The sequence below is a fragment of the Streptomyces sp. NPDC006450 genome (genome assembly GCF_040612195.1).
Classification (GTDB): Bacteria; Actinomycetota; Actinomycetes; order Streptomycetales; family Streptomycetaceae; genus Streptomyces.
Genome location: NZ_JBEXPT010000022.1, coordinates 48,451 through 66,404, shown reverse-complemented (window position 1 = coordinate 66,404; position 17,954 = coordinate 48,451). Strand labels below are relative to the sequence as shown.

Here is a 17,954-nt window from a genome sequence, read left to right as displayed (position 1 = left end):
GCGTGGGCCAGCGGCGCCCGGGCGGCCGCCCGGGACGCCGCCCACCGGGCGGCCGACCGGACGGAGGCCTGGCGCGAGCCGTGGGCGGACCGCGTGCGGCTGTCGCTCCTGGAGACGACGTACGACCTCGACGACCAGGTCCTGCGCAAGCGGCTCATGTCCATGGGGGCCCTGCGGCGGGCGGCGGCGCTGCCCGTCGTCTCGCTGGTCCCCGCCGTCGGCGAGGTGCTCGCCCGGCTGGAGTCGGAGTCCCGGCTCGAGTCGGAGCAGAGCGGCCCTGACACGGAGGCGGGGCGCTGGGCGGCGGTGGCGGAGGAGGCCGCGGGCCGGATGCGGCTGCCGGGCGCGACCGGCCTCGCGCTGCTGGCCCGTGCCCATCACCACCAGGCCGCGGATCCCCTCAAGGCCGCGGTCTTCGCCTCCAGCGCGGTGGTCGCGCTGACCCGTGCGGGGCGGCCGCTCGACGTGGTCCGCGCGCATCTGGCGGCCGCGACGGCGTGGAACGACATCGACTCCTCGGTGGCGCGCAGTCAGTTCGGGCAGGCCCGCGCGCTCCTCGACGGGTACGGGGCACACGGCTATCTGGAGCACACGGACACCCTGGCCACGCAGGGACCCCGGCAGCAGCCGGCCGACGCGCGGCTGACCCGGCTGACCGGCCGGGAGCGGGAGATCTCGGTGCTGGTCAGCGACGGCTACACCAACCAGCAGATCGCCCGCGCGCTCCAGCTCAGCCACAAGACGGTCGAGACCCACCTCGGCCGGATCTTCAAGAAGCTCGACGTCGGTTCGCGTGCCCAGGTCGCCACGTCGATCGGCCGGGCGAGCAGGATCCCGGCCCCCCGGTCCTCCGGTGGTCCGGTGCCCGTCCGGGGCTCAGATCAGATCGCGTAGCAGCTCGCTGGCTCCGGCCGCGATCGTGCCCGCCGCGCTGTCCCGGTAGAGCCGGGCGGCGGTGGACTCGTCCAGGCACCCCTGCGCCCCGTGGAACTGGAGACAGACGTGCGCCGCCCGTACCGCGAGTTCGGTCGCCTTGAGTTTCAGCACAGTCGCGGTCCGGCTGTCCAGCTTTCCGAGGCTGTGCAGCCGGGCCGCGTGACGGCCGTACTGGGTGACCAGCTCATGGTCGGCCGTCAGTTCCGCGAGCTGGTGACGGACCGCCTGGTGGGCGTAGAGCGGGGTGTCCTTGATCCGGCGGCGGCGGACGTGCGCGTCGAGGAGTTCCAGGCAGTGGGTGACGCCGCCGACGGCGAGGAGGCCGGCGACCAGGCGCTCGAAGTCGAGGCCCTGGATCAGGTGGATCAGCGCCTGGTCACGGCGGCCGAGGATCCGGTCCTGCGGTACGGCGACGTCCTCGAAGACGACACGGCAGACGTCGGCGGACCGCCAGCCCAGCATTTTCTGTTCGGTGCGGTGTACGCCGGGGGTGTCGGCGTCGATCAGCAGGAGGCTGACACCGGTGAGGCCCCGGGCGGGCGCCGCTGCGTCCCGCGTCGTCGCGTCCCGCGTCCTGACGAGCGCGACGAAGAAGGAGGCCTGGGAGCCGTTGGCGACGTAGAGCTTCTCGCCGCTCACCAGGAGGCCCCCGTCGGCCGCGGGGCGCGCCCGCGTCCCGAGGCGGCTGAGGTCCGAGCCCGCCTCCGCCTCGGTGATCGCCAAGGCCGCGAGGCGTTCGCCCCGGCGGGCCGGCTCCAGATAGGTCGCCCGCTGCTCGGGCGTACCGAACAGGTCGAGATAGGAGGTCGCCATGTACGCGTGGACGCCGACGCTCGCGCGGACGCCCGCGTACCCGGTCCGGCCCAGCTCCTCCAGGAGGACCGCGCTCTCCAGGAAGGCCGCGCCGCGATGGGCGAGACCGAGCAGGCCTTCTCCGGCGAGGGCCTTCCACGCGGCGGGGGCCAGGTGGCCCCGCGCCTCCCAGTCGTCGGCGTGCGGGAGGACCAGGTCCCCGAGGAGCGTCCGTATGCGCTGCCGGAACGCGTCGTCCGTGGGGGTGTGCGAGGTGGTTCCGGTCACGTCACATCGACCACGGTGTGCTTCGGGAGGATCTCGGTGATCGCTCCGGAGATCTTGAAGACGGCGTGCGGGGTGCCCGCCGCGGCCCAGACCTCGGGGAAGGCGAGCAGGTCCTGGTCGACGAAGAGCACGGCCTCGTTCTTGTGGCCGAGGGGCGGGACGCCGCCGATCGAGTACCCGGTCGTGGTCTTCACGAAGTCCGCGTCGGCCTTGCCGATCTCGCTGCCGACATGGGCGGCGATGGCCTTCTCGTTGACCCGGTTCGGGCCGCTGGCCAGCACGATCACCGCCTCGCCCGTCGCGGTGGCGCGGAACACGAGCGACTTCACGATCTGGGCCGTGGCGCAGCCGAGGCTGTTCGCCGCGTCCTCGGCGGTCCGGGTGGAGGAGGCCAGTTCGACCACCGTGGCGTCCAGGCCACGCCGGTCCAGCTCTTCCTGGAACTTCCTGGCGCTCTTGCTGAGGGTCATGTGCGCTGTTTCCCCGTGGTCGATGTCAGAAGGGCCCGACGGTCCACTTTTCCGGTCCCGGACAAGGGTAGGGAGTCACGCAGGTGGATCGCGGTCGGAATCATGTAACTGGGCAGTTTTTCACGGAGATACGCCGTGACCGAACCCGCCGTGCACCGGTCTTCGCACGGTACGACGAAGGCGACGAGCGCCTTCTCGCCGGCGCCGTTCTCGCCGACCGCCACGTGACTGAACCGGACGCCGGGGCATCGGTCCAGGTGGTGGGCGATCTCGTCGAGCTCGATGCGGAAGCCGTTGATCTTCACCTGGTCGTCCTGGCGGCCGACGAAGACGACGTTCCCGTCCTCCCTGAGGCGGCCGAGGTCCCCGGTCCGGTACAGGCGTTCTCGCACTCCGTCGATCTCGCGTTCGACGAACCGTTCCGCCGTGGCCTCGGGGGCGCCCAGGTAGCCCGGGGACAGGCCGGGGCCCGCGAGCCAGATCTCGCCGACCCGGCCGGGCGGGCACAGCGATCCCTCGTCCACGACGTAGAGCCGGGTGTTCTGGAGGGGGATACCGATGGGGAGGTCTCCGACGGTTTCCGGCATTCCGTCGAGTTCCAGCGGATGATAGGTGGCGAAAGTCGTGCATTCGGTCGGGCCGTAGACATTGACGACCCTGCCGGGGCCGTAGCGTTCCACCGCCTTCCGCAGATGCCGCATCGAATGCGTCTCGCCGCCCGTCAGGACGGTGTCGACCGGATCGAGGGCGGCCGGGCCTTCGTCCACCACCGTGTTGAACAGAGCGGTGGTCAGAAAGACCACGTTCACGCCGTGCGTCTCGACGGTCCGCTTCAGTTCCGAAAGGCGGATCCACGGGGAGGGATAGAGCACGCACGTCCCGCCGTGCAGCAGCGCGCCCCATATCTCGAAGGTCGCCGCGTCGAAGTAGACGGGTGCGAGCTGGAGGAGCGCGGTGTGCTCGCCGAGGTCCGCGTACCGCGCGCCGAAGACCAGCCGGGCGATGCTCCGGTGGCGGATCGGCACGCCCTTCGGCCGGCCCGTGGAGCCGGAGGTGAAGTTGACGTACGCGATGTCGCCCGGCCGTGTCCGGACCTCGGGGTTCTCGTCGACGGGCGGGACCCGCGGCGAGAGGACGTCCAACGCGGCGCATTCGGGTGCGAGTTCCTGTGGCGCGCCCTCCGTGAGGAGGTGGGCGGCGCCGGTCTCCTCGAAGATCCCGCGCAGGCGTTCGGCCGGCCATGCGAGGTCCACGGGGACGTAGTGTCCGCCGCACTTGAGGATGCCGAGGATCGCAGCGATCAGTTCGGGAGAACGGGCGATGCCCACCGCCACCGCGGCGCCGGGGACGACTCCCCGTCGCCGCAGGACCGCCGCGATGCCGTTCGCCGACCGGTTCAACTCCCGGTAGGTGAGGGCGCTTTCCCGGTGGACGAGCGCCCGCGTGTCCGGCAGCCGGGCGGCGACCGCCTCGAACAGTTCCTTCACGCCCCGGTCCTCGGGACAGGGAGCTTCGGTGCGGTTGATCCGCCGATGGACGGAGAGCGCCGCGTCACCGCCGGACAGCCTGTCCATGTCTCGCTCCCGTCAGCTCGCTGCCCCGGACCGCTCCCGGTTGGCCAGGATGGTCGCGGCGATCTGGCCCACCGAGCTGCGCTCGAAGAGGTCGTCGGGCGGCAGGTGGTCCTCGCCGTAGCGCTCCTCGACCTTCGCGATGAGCCGTACGGCCGTCAGCGAGTTGCCACCGGCGGCGAAGAAGTCGTCTTCGGCGCCTTCCACCAGCAGACCGAGCTCCCGGCAGGAGTCCAGGACCCAGGTTTCGATTTCCGTGTTCGCCATCGAGATGACCTCCTAGCGGGTGATGAAGGGGTGACCGGTGACGGTCTGGTCGACGAAGCGGTTGTGCCCGAAGTCGTCCTTGCCGGAGACGAGCACGTTGCCGAATTTGTCCAGGCTGGCCTCGCCGCCGAACTCCACGAGCGCGTCGGAGTACGGGTAGACGCGAACGGACGTCGGCAGGTAGCGCGCGGCGAAACCGAGGCGCATCTGGTCGGTGGTTCCGTTGTGCGGGTGGGAGGCGTGCATCAGCGTGGACCAGAAGACGATGCACTGGCCCTTCTTCAGCTCGATCGAAATCGCCTTGGACTCGTCGGGGGTCCAGTTCGGGTCCTTCTGGAGCTGCCGGTAGTCATAGCCGAAGAAGCCGCGGCGGATACCGTTCTTTTCCCGGTTGTTGATCGCCTCGGCGTCGTATTCCATGACCTTGGACTCGTCATAGTTCATCGTCTTGTGCGAGCCCGGAATGAACTGCAGGCAGCCCATGTCGATGGTGGCGTCGGTGAAAGCGGTCCACACCGTGATGGTGCCGCCGAATTCCGCGTCCTCCGGCCAGACGATCTGCGGGTGCTTCGAGCCGGCGACGTTGGAGAAGTTGTCGGCCTGGTGCCAGTCGGTGCCCTCGTCCCCGGGGTACTTCGGGAAGAACTCGGTGCGCCAGCACAGGGTGTCGGAGCCGAGCAGGCTGGTCACGGGGCCGACGATCTCGGGCCGCGTGATGTGGTCGGCCAGGAAGGGAACGTCCAGATGGCGGTCGTAGTTCGCCAGGTTCGTGCTGCCGGAGACGGCCTTGCGCTGACCGTAGATCGCCGTCTTCGTGTTGATCAGCTTGGGTCGCAGAGCCTGCAGCGTGGAGGCCATCTCCTCCGGCTCGTACACGTCGAACGGGCCGATGAACCCATTCTCGTGGAACTCCTTGATCTGGGCGTCGGACAGCGCGAAATCCGAAATCTCTTGGGTCATGATCCACCTTTTTGATAGCGAGGAGCGATCAGCGAGTGCCGCTTAACGTCCAATAGACGACCATGCGGCCGAGTTCAGTGTCAAGGTAAGTCCTTGTTCCGATTCCGGAACACCGGCGGAAACACCACGGGACATTCGGGTTCCGTATTCGGAACGGAAAGGAATGCGGAAGATGACCAATTCATTCGCCGCCGAAGTCGGACGGCGCGTCAGGACACTCCGCCGGCAAAACGGAATGTCGCTGTCCGAGCTCGCGAAAAGCGCATCGGTCGGGAAGGCCACCCTGTCGGGCCTGGAGACCGGGACACGCAATCCGACCATCGAGACCCTCTACGCGATCTCAGGCCGGCTCAACGTCCCGCTCGCCGTCCTGCTCGCCGACCCCGAGCCGACGGGTCACCTGGAGGAAATACACGGCACCGCCGTCTCCGCCACCCTCCTGGAGACGTTCACCGACCGCGAGGTCACCTCCGAGCTGTACCGTGTCCGCATCCGGCCGGGCGTCACGCAGATCTCCCCGCCGCACCCGCGGGGCGTCACCGAGCACCTGACCGTCTTCGCCGGTGTCGCGCGGGTGGGGCCCGCCGCGGAACCGATACTCCTCGCGCCGGGCGAGCACGCCGGCTGGCCCGCCGACGTCCCGCACGTGTACGCGGCGGACAACGGCGTCGAGGTGCACGGCTCCCTCACCATCCGCCATCCGGTCGCCGAACCGGGCCTCCCCCTTCTCCCGCACCCGAGGCCATGCATGCCGTGAGGGTCGTACCGTCGCCCGGGTCGATGAGCAGGAACGACCCGGTGCGACGGGACTCCTCGTACGGATCGAGGGCCAGTGGCTCGGCCGTCCGCAGGACGATGCCGCCGATGTCGTTCGCGACCAGCTCCCCCGGGTCCGGCTCATGGCTCAGGTCGTCCAGGCAGAGCCGGGACCCGATCTCCTGCACCACGGCCTTGACCGTGCGCGTCGTGTGCTTCACCAGCACCCGGTCACCGGCCCGCAGGGGCCTCTCGTGGAGGTGGCAGACGGTCGCCACGATCTCGCGCACGGGGGTCGGGGCGTCGGCGACCGGAGCTATCAAGTCGCCGCGTGCCACGTCCAGTTCGTCGGCCAGGCGGAGCGTGACGGACTGCCCGGTGCGCGCCGTCCGCGTACACGTCCCCAGCGCGTCGATCGCCGCGACGGTCGTCGTGCGGCCCGACGGCAGGACGGTCACCGCGTCACCGACGGACAGCGCGCCGGCCGCGACCTGACCCGCATAGTGCCGGGCCTCGCCGTCCCGGATGACGTACTGGACCGGGAAGCGGCCGCCGGTCGGACAGCCGTCGCCGTGGCCGGCCGGCACCGTCTCCAGGTGCTCGAGCAGGGTCGGGCCGCCGTACCAGTCCATGTGCGCGGAACGGACCACGACGTTGTCCCCCGCCAGGGCGGACAACGGGATCACGGTCACCTCGGGAACGCCGAGACCGGTCGCGTACGCCGTGAACTCCTCGGCGATCGTGGCGAAGACGGGCTCGGCGTAGTCGACGAGGTCCATCTTGTTCACGGCGAGCGTCACGTGCGGGATGCGCAGCAGCGCCGCGATCGCCGCGTGGCGCCGGGTCTGCTCGACGACCCCCTTGCGGGCGTCGACGAGGACCACGGCCAGGTCGGCGGTGGAGGCGCCGGTGACCATGTTGCGGGTGTACTGCACGTGCCCGGGGGTGTCGGCGAGGATGAACCGGCGGCGGGCGGTGGCGAAGTAGCGGTAGGCCACGTCGATGGTGATGCCCTGCTCCCGCTCGGCCCGCAGGCCGTCGGTCAGCAGCGCCAGGTCGGGGGTGTCCTGGCCGCGGGCGGCGGAGGCCGCCCTGACCGCGTCCAGCTGGTCGGTCAGGACGGACTTCGAGTCGTGGAGGAGGCGGCCGACGAGCGTCGACTTGCCGTCGTCCACGCTGCCGGCCGTGGCCAGGCGCAGGGTGCCGACGGCGGTGGCGATCGGGGGTGCCTCCATGGAGGTCGTGGGGGTCCCCGTCGTGGGGGTCCCCGTCGTAGGGGTCCCCGCCTTGGAGGCCGCCGTCGTGGAGGCCGCCGTCGTCGTGGTCGTCATCAGAAGTACCCCTCGCGCTTGCGGTCTTCCATGGCCGCCTCGGACAGCTTGTCGTCGGCACGCGTGGCGCCCCGCTCGGTGACCCGGGAGGCCGCGATCTCGACGATGACCTCGTCGAGTGTCGTGGCGGTGGAGTCGACCGCGCCCGTGCAGGACATGTCGCCGACGGTGCGGTAGCGGATCAGCCGCGTCTCGACCGTTTCGGACTCCTTCGGGCCGCCCCACTCGCCGGCCGTCAGCCACATGCCGCTGCGGGCGAACACCTCGCGCTCATGGGCGAAGTAGATGCCGGGAAGCTCGATCTTCTCGCGCTGGATGTACTGCCAGACGTCCAGCTCGGTCCAGTTGGACAGCGGGAAGACACGGACGTGCTCGCCGGGCGCGTGCCGGCCGTTGTAGAGCTGCCACAGCTCGGGGCGCTGACGGCGCGGGTCCCACTGCGAGAACTCGTCGCGCAGCGAGAACACCCGCTCCTTGGCGCGGGCCTTCTCCTCGTCGCGGCGGCCGCCGCCGAAGACGGCGTCGAAACGGTGCTGCTGGATCGCCTCCGTCAGCGGGACGGTCTGCAGCGGGTTGCGGGTGCCGTCGGGGCGCTCGCGAAGCGTGCCGGCGTCGATGTACTCCTGGACGGAGGCTACGTACAGCCGCAGCCCGTGCTGGGCGACGACCCGGTCGCGGTACTCCAGGACCTCGGGGAAGTTGTGCCCGGTGTCGACGTGCAGCAGCGTGAAGGGGACCGGCGCGGGGGCGAAGGCCTTCAGCGCCAGGTGCAGCATGACGATCGAGTCCTTGCCGCCGGAGAAGAGGACCACCGGCCGCTCGAACTCGCCCGCCACCTCACGGAGGATGTGGACGGCCTCGGACTCCAGGGAGTCGAGGTGCGACAGCGCGAAGACGTCGGTCATGGCGCGTTCGCCCCCTCGGTCCGATCCCGGGCCGCCGCGCCTTCGCTCTGGCCCTCGCCCTCACCCTCGCCCTGCCCCTCGCCCTGCTTCACCAGGTTCGCCCCCGTGCGGGACACCGGGTGGAACAGGCTGAGGAGCGGCCCGGTCATCACCGTGGTGACCAGCGCCATGACGAGGAGCACCGCGTACAACTCGTGTCCGATCAGCCCTTGTTCCAGGCCCACGGAAAGGATGACCAGTTCGGTCAGGCCACGGGCGTTGACCAGGGCCCCGAGGGTCGCGGCGCCCCGGTGCGGGATGCCGCAGAGGCGGCCGGCGACGTACCCGCCGCCGAGCTTCCCGAACACCGAGATCGCCATGATCACGACGAGGACCCCCACGTCGTCCAGCTGGAGCTTGGTCAGGTCGACCGTGAGGCCCGTGACCGCGAAGAACATGGGCAGCAGAAGCAGGACGGCGGGCTCGAGACGCTCCCGCATCCGGCGGAGGAACGCCTCGTCGCGCGGCATGACGGCGCCGAACGCGAAGGCCCCGAAGATGTAGTGGATCCCCAGCCACTCGGTGACGAAGGACGAGGCGAACAGTCCGAGCAGCAGGTACGGGAGCGGCTCGGAGGTGTCGGCCAGGCGGCGCAGCAGCGGCCGGACCACGGCGACCAGCACCGCGATGTACACCGGGATGAGGACCAGGCGCCACGCCTCTGCGCCGGAGGCGGAGCCGAGGGCCACGGCCACGCTCAGGAGGCTGTAGGCAACGATGTCGATGAGGGCTGCGGCGGAGAGGGCGATCCCGCCGAGGAGGGTCTGCTGCATCCCGCGGTCGGCGAGGATGCGGGCGAGTACGGGGAAGGCGGTGGCGGATACCGCCACGCCCATGAACAGCACGAACGGCAGGGTGTCGCCGTCCGCGTACTCGGGGGCGAGCCAGACCGCGAAGGCGCAGCCCAGGGCGAGCGGGACCAGCGTGGAGATCGCGGCGAGGCCGGTGACCACGCGGGTCCGGCCGCGCAGGACCCGGTGGTCCATCTCCATGCCGACCACGCACATGAACAGCGTCAGGCCGACGGCGGCCAGGCTCTTGAGGCCGGGGATCGCCGTGGCGGGGAAGACGGCGTCGCCGGCGAGCTGACCGAGGACCGTCGGGCCCAGGACGAGTCCCGCCGTGATCTCTCCGATCACCCGGGGCTGTCCGAGGCGTACGGCTGCCGCGCCGAGGAACCGGGCGGCCGCCAGGATGACCACGATGTCGAGGAACAACAGTTGGATGAGTGTCATGAGTATCTTTCAGGTTCTCCGGCTCTAGCGGAGGGTCCGCAGGAGAGCGCGTCCGGTCCAGCTACCGAGGCCGGCGACCGTCAACGCGACGAGCAGGGACAGCAGAACCGTCACGGCGGCCATGGCGGGCAGCCCGGCGAGGGCTGCCGCCGTGCGCGCGGTCCCGGCGATCCCGTCTCCCGCGAGTGCCCGCAGTGCGAGCACCGCGGCCCACGGCACGGGTCCGGCGAGGAGCAGCAGCGCGGTGCCGCGGAGGAATCCCCAGCGGTGCCGGGCGCCGAGGATCCCGGCGGCGATGCCCGCGGCGAACGGCAGGTACCAGAGGTCCAGCCAGGCCCCGAGGGCGACGACGGCGGCGATGCCCGCGCCGGCCGCCACGAAGAGCCGGGGCCCTCCTCCCTCGGCGCGCGCTGCGCCCTCGGGTTCTTCGGCGGCCCGGTCGCCCGATTCCACGACGGTCTCGGTGGTCATGTCACTCTCCCGCTCGAAGGGACCAGGTCGCCGTGGTCTCCCGCGCGCTCTGCGGCGGGCCCATCGGCAGGTACTTCTTCTCTCGCCAGAGGTCGATGAGGTTGTCGTACCAGGCGGCGGTCGGGGTCTCGCTCTGGCCACCGGGGTAGATCACCCGCGCTTCGGGGGCGCCGGCGCCCGGCCATCGGACGATGACGCGAAGGCTGGGGCCGTAGCTCGAACTCAGGTCGCCGCCCGCCGCGTTGACGGTCCAGGGGCTGCCGCCGTCGCCGTACGGCCCGTACTGGAGTCCCGGGGCGCCGGTCAACGAGGGGATCTCCCGGGTGTGCAGCTTGCCCCACGTCCAGGCGGCGGGATCGGCGCCCAGGTCGCCACTCAGCTGCTTCACGGCCGCGCGGAAGGCGGTGCGCATGACCTCGGGGGCCGTGCGGGGGGCGCCGCCGGGCGGGGTGAAGGCCGGGTTGTCCGGGTCTTCGAGGGTCCAGTACTGGAGCATCTCGCGCAGCGGGATCGGGGAGCGCTTGAGGTCGAGGATCCAGGGGTCCTCGCTCGCCGGGACCTTCTTCTCGTCCCAGTACGGCTGGAAGACGCCCCTGAGGTAGGCGTCGAGGAAGGTCCACCACACGGAGGCGGCGGGCGAGTCGGTGTCCATCGAGTGGTTCCACGAGGCCAGCAGGGCGCGGGCTTCGCGTTCCCGTCCGGTCAGTTCCATGCCGTCGAGCGCGGTGAGCAGCGTCGGCTTCAGCTTGACGGCCAGGTCATCGGTGACGTCGTTCTGGAGCGTGACGTAGTCCTCGGGGGTCAGGGCGCCCCGCTCGGAGTGGAAGCGCTCGATCACCGACTGCCGGTATCCGGGGTCGAAGTCCACCGAGGTGCCGACGTAGTACGGGTAGTCCTTGGTCACCGGGCGCTGGTTGGTCGAGGCGATCAGGTGCCCGGGTGGGTCGTACGACTGCGGGAGGGCCTCGTAGGGGATGGTGCCCACCACGTCCTCGTCACCGGTTCCGGAGAGGGGGTACCAGGGCTGGGAGCCCTTCGGCGTCTGCGGGACGTCTCCGACGAGGAAGGTGCCGATGTGGCCCTTCTCGTCGGCGTACACGAAGTTCAGTGCCGGGGCCTTCCAGCCGCGCAGGGCCTGCCGGAAGGAGGTGTAGTCGGTGGCCCGGTTGGCTGCCAGGAGCGATTCGAGGTCGTTGTGGGGGAAGTTGCCCATCCAGTCGACCGCGACGCGCTGTCCGAGGAGGGTCATCATCGGTCCGTGGACGGTGAGGTCGACGGTGAGGGGGACGTCGGATCCGCCGCGTACCGCAATGGAGTACCGGATCTTCTCCATGGGGCGCCAGGCGCCCTTCCAGTAGTAGGAGTCGGGGCGGTCGGGCGAGAGCTCCTCCTCGTAGAAGAGGGTTCCCACGGTCTGCGCGTTGGTCAGGGACCAGGAGATGTTCGGGTTCTTGCCGACCAGCACGCCGGGCAGACCCGGCAGGGAGCCGCCGGAGGTCTGGTAGCCGGGCGAGGTCAGCGAGATCTGGAACCAGTAGGACGGCAGGGTGGTCGAGAGGTGCGGGTCGCCCGCGAGCATCGCGCCGCCGCCGGCCACCTCGGGGCCGTTCGCGACCCAGGCGTTGCTGTTGAAGTCGAGCTGGCGCACGGTCTCCGGCAGGACGTCGTCCTGCGGGACGGCCGCCGCGAGGGCACGGGTGGACGGGGCGGCCCCGGACGTCGCCGGTGCGGCCTTGGGGGCCTTCGCCGGGTCGGCCGCGTTGGCGTTCCGGATGGTCCGCGGGGTGAGGGGAAGGTTCTTGTACGGTCCCGGGTCGTACGGGCGCTGCTCGGTCGGCGCGAACTCCGGGAACCAGGCCGACGTCAGCTCGGGGCCGAGGGACTTCCTGAGCAGGGTGTAGTCGAGTGCGATGGTGTTGAAGTTCATCTGCTGGGTGACCACGCCCTGCACGACCAGGCTGTCCACGGGCGTCCACGGCCGGGGGCGTACCCCGGTGAGGCCGTAGAGCGTGGGCCATTCGCCGGTCTTCTCCAGGTGCCGCATCCAGGAGTTGACGCCCTCGGCGTAGTCGGTGAGGGCGTGTGCCGCCGCGCTGTCGCGCGGTGTGGCCGCCCAGCGGGCCTCGGCGGTACGCAGCAGGCCCAGGCGCAGCTGGAACTTGTCGCTGTCGAGGGCGACCGCGCCGACCAGCTCCGAGAGGCGGCCCGCGCCCATCCGGCGCTGGAGGTCCAGCTGCGTGAGGCGCATGCGGGCGGTGACGTATCCCTGGGCGACGAAGAGGTCCTCGTCGCTGCCGGCCTTGACGGAGGCGTATCCCTCGGCGGTGAAGGAAACCGTGACCGGGCCCTTCAGCGCGGGGAGCGTCAGGGTCTCGCTCCTGACGGCGGTGCTCGCGGAGGCCGACTGCCACACTCCCCCGCCGGGGACCAGGGCCTTCCCGAGCGCGGGCAGCGGACCGTATCCGAGCCCGAGCAGCGCGAGGACCGCGCAGGCGACCACGGCCGCGCAGAGCAGGTGCGCGGCGCGGCCGATTTTGCTTGCCATGACGTTCCTCGTCTTCGGAGAGGGGCTGGTCCGTCGGGAAGCCTGTCAGCCTCCGGTCGCGCCCATAAGTCAGGAAGGTTCCCTACAACCCGCGCCGTCAGGTCCTGTCCTGGAGGAGGGCGGTGACCTCCTCGTCGGAGAGGCCGGAGAGCCAGCCGAGCACCTCGTCCACCTCGCCCTCGCCCGCGTCGGCGAGCTGCCGACTCTGGACGAGTGCCGCCATCCGCTCGATGGTCAGCGAGCCGCTGAGCAGCTCACCGGCGGACAGGGTGACGCCGAACGCGTCGCGTACGCGCATCGCGACCCGGGTGGCCATGAGCGAGTGCCCGCCGAGCCGGAAGAAGTCGGCGGTGACCGACGGCGCCGGGATGCCGAGCACATCGCCCCAGATCCGGGCCAGTTCGCGTTCCACGGGGGTGCGGGCAGCGACCGCCTCCTGCGGTGTGGCCGCCTCCGGGACCGGGTCGGGCAACGCCCCCCGGTCGAGCTTGCCGTGCGGTCCCACCGGGAACTCCGGGAGTACGGTCACGACGTCCGGCACCAGGCCGGACGGCAGGGCCTCTTCGAGGTGACCGCGCAGGGCCCCGGAGCTCGGCGACTCCGCGCCCGCGGGCACGACCCAGGCGAGCAGCCGGGGCCGGCCCGAGGCGTCGGGCCGCGCCTCGACGACCGAGGCGCGGACGAGCGGGTGGCGGTTGAGCGCCACCTCGATCTCGCCGGGCTCCACCCGCTGGCCGCGGATCTTGAGCTGGCGGTCGAGCCGGCCGAGGTACTCGAACGTCCCGTCGGGGCGCATCCGCGCGCGGTCGCCGGTCCGGTACAGGCGTTCGCCCGGGTGGTACGGGTCGGGGACGAAGCGTTCGGCGGTCAGTCCGGGGCGGCGGAGGTAGCCGCGCGCCGAGGCGATGCCGCCGATGTGGAGCTCCCCCGGTGCCATCGGCGGGGCGATGCCTCCCGAGGAGTCCAGGACGTAGAGCCGGGTGCCCGACATCGCGCGGCCGATGGGCACGCGCATCAGGCGGGTCTCCTCGGGGCCGACGCGCTGGAACGTGACGTCGATCGCCGCTTCCGTCGGACCGTACAGGTTGTGCAGTTCGACGCCGGGGAGCACCTCGAAGAAGCGTTCCGCCAGGGCCGGTGCCAGCTCCTCGCCGATGCAGACGACCTGCCGCAGCGTCCGTCCGGCCGCCGCCGCGTCGGGCTCCTCCAGGAAGGTCTGGAGCATCGACGGGACGAAGTGCACGGTGGTGACGGCGTGCCGGGGGATCAGATGGGCGAGGTAATGGGGGTCGCGGTGGCCGTCCGGGCGGGTCAGGACCACCGTTGCTCCGGCGACCAGCGGCCCGAGGAGTTCCAGGCCGGCGACGTCGAAGCTGACCGGGGTCTTGAGCAGGACCGCCTCCCCGGCCTTCAGTCCGTAGCCTTCCTGGAACCAGACGAGCTGGTTCGCCAGGGCGGCGTGGGAGGTCATCACGGCCTTGGGTTCACCCGTCGAGCCGGAGGTGAACAGGATGTTGGCGAGATGCCCCGGCAGGACTTCGGCGGCTTCGGCTGCGCCGGTGACGCCGGTGGCGCCGGTGACGCCGGTGACGCCGGTGACGCCGGTGGCGGCCTCGTCATCCCCCGTGGGGTCGACCAGGACCGTGCCCTCCGGTGGCTCGAAGCCCGGGGCGGAGCCGATGAGGATCCGGGCGCGCGCCACGTCGATCTGGCGCGCGAGGCGGGCCGCCGGATGCGCGGTGTCGAGGGGCATGTACGCGCCGCCGGCGAGGAGGACGGCGTACACGGCGATGATCAGCTCGGGCGAGCGCGGCAGGCAGACGGCAACGGGCAGGTCGGGCGTCACACCCAGGGCGCGCAGCCGGGCTGCCAACCCCTTTGCCTTGCGGTCGAGTTCGCCGTACGTGAGCGAACCGCCGTCCCAGGCGACGGCCGTCGCCTCGGGGTTGGTCCGCGCGACGCCCTCGACGAGCCGGTGGACCAGTCCGCCCTCGATGGCCGCCGGGCCGCCGTCCGCGACGGTCCCCGCGATCCGCTCCGCCTCGGCGGGGGCCAGCGCGGGCAGGTCGTCGACGGTGGCGGCCGGATCGGCGAGGGCCGCGTCGAGCAGGGCGGGCAGTCCGGCGAGAAGGGCGGTGACGGTCTGCTCGTCGAACAGGTCGGCCGCGTAGACGGCGTGGCCGGTCAGCGAGCCGTCGGAGTCGGGGCCGAGGTGCAGGGACAGCTCGAACTTGGCGCCGGGCGAAGGGAGTTCGAAGGGCACGGCGCGCAGCCCCCCGGCTTCCCAGGGGTCGATGGGCAGGTTCTGGAGCGCGAGGAACGCGCGAACCAGGGGGACCCGGCCGTCGGCGGTCCGCTCGGACACGGCGCGGACGATCTCGTCGAACGGCGGTCGTGCCCGGTCGAAGGCCGCGAGGCACTGGGACCGCACGTCGTCCACGACCTCGGCGAAGCAGGCCGCACGGGTGCGCACGCGCAGCGGCAGGGTGTCGGCGAACATGCCGAGGGCGGTGTCGGTACCGGGGTGCTCCCGGCCCGCCGCGACGGTGCCGACCACGAGGTCGTCCTGACCGCTCCAGCGGCCGAGCAGGACGCCGAAGGCCGACAGCAGGACCGTGAAGGGCGTGGCGCCCCGCTCTCCCCCGAACGTCCTCATCCTGTCCGCCAGTTCGGCGGGGATCCGTACGGGGAGCGAGGCGCCCCGCCATGTCGGCGCGGCCGGAACGGGCCGGTCTGAGGGCAGCTCCAGGGCCTGCGCGCCGTCGAGGCGCTCGCGCCACGCGGCGAGGGACTCCTCGGTCCACGCGGCGCGGGGAACGGGGGCCGCCGGTACGGGCGTGATGGTGCCGCCCTGCCGATAGGCGTCGCCGAGCCGCCCGAGGAGCAGGGCCATGGACCAGCCGTCGAGGACGGCGTGGTGCGCGCAGAGGCCGAGGACCCAGCTGCGCTGGCCCGGCCGCAGCAGGACGGTGCGGACGAGCGGCCCGGAGGCGAGGTCGAACGGCGTGGCGGCCAGGGCCCGCAGCTCCTCTTCCACACGGCCCTCCCCGAGGCCCCACAGGTCGTGGAAGGGCAGCGCGAACATGTCGGCGGTGGGCCGCTCGGACAGGCTCAGGCCGCCGCCCGGCTCCTGCGTGAAGACCGAGCGCAGGAGCGGGATCTCGTCGAAGAGCGCGACGAGGCAGCGTTCCAGGAGGGCGCGGTCGAGCGGGCCGTTCAGCCGGAGGCCGCCGGCGATGTGGTACGCGTCGCCCGCGCCCATCTGGTCGAGCAGCCACATCCGTTCCTGCTCGGGGCTGACGGAGGCGGGCCCCGCGAGGGCGGCCTCCGTCGGCCGCGCGGTCTCGCTGGAGGCGTACGCGGCGAGGTCGAGCGGGGTGAGGCCGTCCAGGAAGCGGGCGAGCGGCACGTCCACGTCGCGTGCGTCGGCGAGGGCCGCCTTGAGCCGTACGGCCCGCAGCGAGTCGAGACCCTGGCCGACCAGGGGCGCGTCCGCGACGAGCGCCTCGGGGGTGGTGTCCAGGGCGGCCGCGACGAGCTCGGCCAGGCCGTCGGGGAGCGACGGGCTCGCGGCGCGCGCCGCCTGAGCACCGGGCTGGTCCGTCTGACCGGTCTGGCCGGTCATGTCCGACCGGCCCGTCCGGCCGGTCGCCGTCAGTGGTTCGAACGCGCCCGCGAGCCAGCGGGCCCGGCAATCGGCCCGGCGGACCTTGCCGCTGCTGGTGCGCGGGATCTTGCCGACCCGGACGAGCACGACGTGCGCGACGGCGAGCCCGTGCTCGGCGGCCACGGCCTCGCGGACGGCCCGCACCACGGCCGGTCCGTCCTCCGCGCGGAAGCCTCGCACCACCTCGTGCACGAGGACGACCTCCTCCGTGGCCCCGTCGTCGACGGCGATCGCCGCGCCGCGGCCCGGGTTCAGGAGCGGGTGGGACCGCTCGGCCGTCAGCTCCAGGTCCGGCGGGAAGAGGTTGCGGCCCCTGACGATGATCAGGTCCTTGATGCGTCCGGTCACGTACAGCTCGTCACCGTGCCGGAAGGCCAGGTCGCCGGTGCGCAGGAAGGTCCGTCCGGGGTGGCCCTGAGCGACGGCACCGAAGGTGGTGGCCGTCAGATCCGGCAGGTTCCAGTAGCCGTGGGCGACGGTCGGGCCGCTGACCCAGACCTCGCCGACGGCGCCCTCCGGCAGCGGCTCGCCCGTGCCGGGGTCGACGATGAGCGCCAGGTCCTCGTGGTGGGCCCAGCCGCAGCCGGACAGCTCGGCGGCCGGCTCGTCGGGCGCGGCCTCGACGGCCCGGCCCTCCTCCAGGTCCGGGCGGCGCACGCGCAGGGCGCCGGGGTCGGCCGCCGGATCGGCCCGTCCGGTGACGAACAGGGTGGCCTCGGCCAGGCCGTAGCAGGGGTAGAACGCCGAGCGGCGGAAGCCGGCGGCCTCGAACGCCTCAGCGAACGCGTCCATGGTGGTGCCGCGCACGGGTTCGGCGCCGGTGAGCGCGTGCCTCAGCGCCGACAGGTCGAGCCCTTCGCGGTCCGCGGGCTTGGTGCGGCGCAGGACCTCGGCGTAGGCGAAGTCGGGGGCGGCGGTGATGGTCGCCCGGGTGCGGCTGACCGCCCGCAGCCAGCGCATGGGCTGGTGGAGGAAGGTCATCGGCGAGAGCAGCGTGCAGGGGAAGCCGGTGTGCACGGGCTGGAGGATGCCTCCGATCAGGCCCATGTCGTGGTACGGCGGCAGCCAGCTCACGCCGCGGCTGTTCTCGTCCAGGCCGAGCGAGCGACCGATGGTGGCCGAGTTGTGCACGAGGTTGACGTGGCTGAGCATGACGCCCTTCGGCGTCCCGGTGGAGCCGGAGGTGTACTGGAGGAACGCCAGGTCGTCCGGGGACACTTCGGGATCCCGCCAGTCCGCCGGGTCCTCGGTCGCGTCGTCGGTCGTCGCCCACGCGAGGGAGGAGCGCAGTCCGAGCCGGTCGCCCCGCTCGTCGATCATGGCGAGCGTGACGGTGTCGATGAGGGCGAGCGCGGCGCCCGAGTCGGCGACGATGGCTCCCACCCGCTCGATGCCGTGCGCGCCGAGCGGCGGGTAGACCGGGACGGCGACCGCCCCCGCGTACAGACAGCCGAAGAACGCCGTCACGTAGTCGGGGCCGGGCTGGTGGAGGAGCAGGACCCGGTCGCCCCGGTCGGTACGCGCCTGGATCAGCGCGGCGATCGCCCTGGCACCCCGGTCGAGTTCGGCGTAGCTCAGTGCGCGGATCTCGGTCTCCGAGATCTCGAACTCGAGCGCCAGGCGGTCGGGGGTGCTCTCCGCGCGCCGACGGAGCGTCTCGATGAAGGTGGGGCCCATGGAAACTCCTCGGACGAGGGGCAGTCTGCGGTTTCGGACGAGGG

The 17,954-nt window shown here is 71.9% G+C and carries 13 protein-coding genes; 2 read left to right on the top strand and 11 right to left on the bottom strand.

Features of this window, described 5'->3' with window-relative positions; genetic code table 11:
* On the top strand, positions 1 to 894 hold an 894-nt coding region (locus tag ABZY57_RS10695), incomplete at its 5' end, for a LuxR C-terminal-related transcriptional regulator (RefSeq protein WP_356510317.1).
* Here ABZY57_RS10695 and ABZY57_RS10690 read toward each other — a convergent pair.
* Genes ABZY57_RS10690 through ABZY57_RS10670 form a run of 5 tightly spaced genes read right to left on the bottom strand, consistent with a single transcriptional unit; the run spans position 877 to position 5,284 of the window.
* Positions 877 to 2,016, bottom strand: coding sequence for an acyl-CoA dehydrogenase family protein (locus tag ABZY57_RS10690; protein ID WP_356510315.1), 1,140 nt, complete (start codon positions 2,014 to 2,016; stop codon positions 877 to 879). The genes ABZY57_RS10695 and ABZY57_RS10690 overlap by 18 nt on opposite strands.
* Positions 2,013 to 2,486, bottom strand: a complete 474-nt coding sequence (locus ABZY57_RS10685) for a YbaK/EbsC family protein (protein WP_356510313.1) — start codon at positions 2,484 to 2,486, stop codon at positions 2,013 to 2,015. The genes ABZY57_RS10690 and ABZY57_RS10685 overlap by 4 nt, the downstream gene beginning before the upstream one ends.
* Complete coding sequence (locus ABZY57_RS10680) at positions 2,483 to 4,060, bottom strand: amino acid adenylation domain-containing protein (RefSeq protein ID WP_356510311.1); 1,578 nt, start codon at positions 4,058 to 4,060, stop codon at positions 2,483 to 2,485. The genes ABZY57_RS10685 and ABZY57_RS10680 overlap by 4 nt, the downstream gene beginning before the upstream one ends.
* A 12-nt stretch (positions 4,061 to 4,072) precedes the next feature.
* Entirely contained in the window at positions 4,073 to 4,324 is a 252-nt protein-coding gene (locus ABZY57_RS10675; RefSeq protein WP_356510309.1) for a phosphopantetheine-binding protein, read from the bottom strand.
* Between the two features lie 12 nt (positions 4,325 to 4,336).
* Positions 4,337 to 5,284, bottom strand: coding sequence for a chlorinating enzyme (locus ABZY57_RS10670; RefSeq protein ID WP_356510307.1), 948 nt, complete (start codon positions 5,282 to 5,284; stop codon positions 4,337 to 4,339).
* A 163-nt stretch (positions 5,285 to 5,447) separates the two neighbouring features.
* On the opposite strand from ABZY57_RS10670, the gene ABZY57_RS10665 reads away from it, so the two are divergent.
* Positions 5,448 to 6,041 (top strand): XRE family transcriptional regulator, encoded by a 594-nt coding sequence (locus tag ABZY57_RS10665; RefSeq protein WP_356510305.1) that lies wholly within the window; start codon positions 5,448 to 5,450, stop codon positions 6,039 to 6,041.
* On the opposite strand, the gene ABZY57_RS10660 is transcribed toward ABZY57_RS10665, so the two are convergent.
* The 6 genes from ABZY57_RS10660 to ABZY57_RS10635 form a co-directional block, all read right to left on the bottom strand.
* Complete coding sequence (locus tag ABZY57_RS10660; protein ID WP_356510319.1) at positions 5,971 to 7,275, bottom strand: GTP-binding protein; 1,305 nt, start codon at positions 7,273 to 7,275, stop codon at positions 5,971 to 5,973. The genes ABZY57_RS10665 and ABZY57_RS10660 overlap by 71 nt on opposite strands.
* 95 nt (positions 7,276 to 7,370) lie before the next feature.
* Positions 7,371 to 8,276 carry a sulfate adenylyltransferase subunit CysD gene (cysD, locus tag ABZY57_RS10655; RefSeq protein WP_356510303.1) on the bottom strand — a complete coding sequence of 302 codons (906 nt, stop codon included), beginning with the start codon at positions 8,274 to 8,276 and terminating at the stop codon, positions 7,371 to 7,373.
* On the bottom strand, positions 8,273 to 9,550 hold the full coding sequence (locus ABZY57_RS10650; protein WP_356510301.1) for a cation:proton antiporter: 1,278 nt from the start codon (positions 9,548 to 9,550) through the stop codon (positions 8,273 to 8,275). The genes cysD and ABZY57_RS10650 overlap by 4 nt, the downstream gene beginning before the upstream one ends.
* 24 nt (positions 9,551 to 9,574) lie before the next feature.
* On the bottom strand, positions 9,575 to 10,021 hold the full coding sequence (locus tag ABZY57_RS10645; RefSeq protein ID WP_356510299.1) for a hypothetical protein: 447 nt from the start codon (positions 10,019 to 10,021) through the stop codon (positions 9,575 to 9,577).
* A gap of 1 nt (position 10,022) precedes the next feature.
* Positions 10,023 to 12,566 carry a penicillin acylase family protein gene (locus tag ABZY57_RS10640; RefSeq protein WP_356510297.1) on the bottom strand — a complete coding sequence of 848 codons (2,544 nt, stop codon included), beginning with the start codon at positions 12,564 to 12,566 and terminating at the stop codon, positions 10,023 to 10,025.
* Between the two features lie 97 nt (positions 12,567 to 12,663).
* A complete protein-coding gene (locus tag ABZY57_RS10635; protein ID WP_356510295.1) occupies positions 12,664 to 17,910 on the bottom strand; it encodes an amino acid adenylation domain-containing protein in 5,247 nt (1,748 codons plus the stop codon).
* Between the last annotated feature and the right edge of the window lie 44 nt (positions 17,911 to 17,954).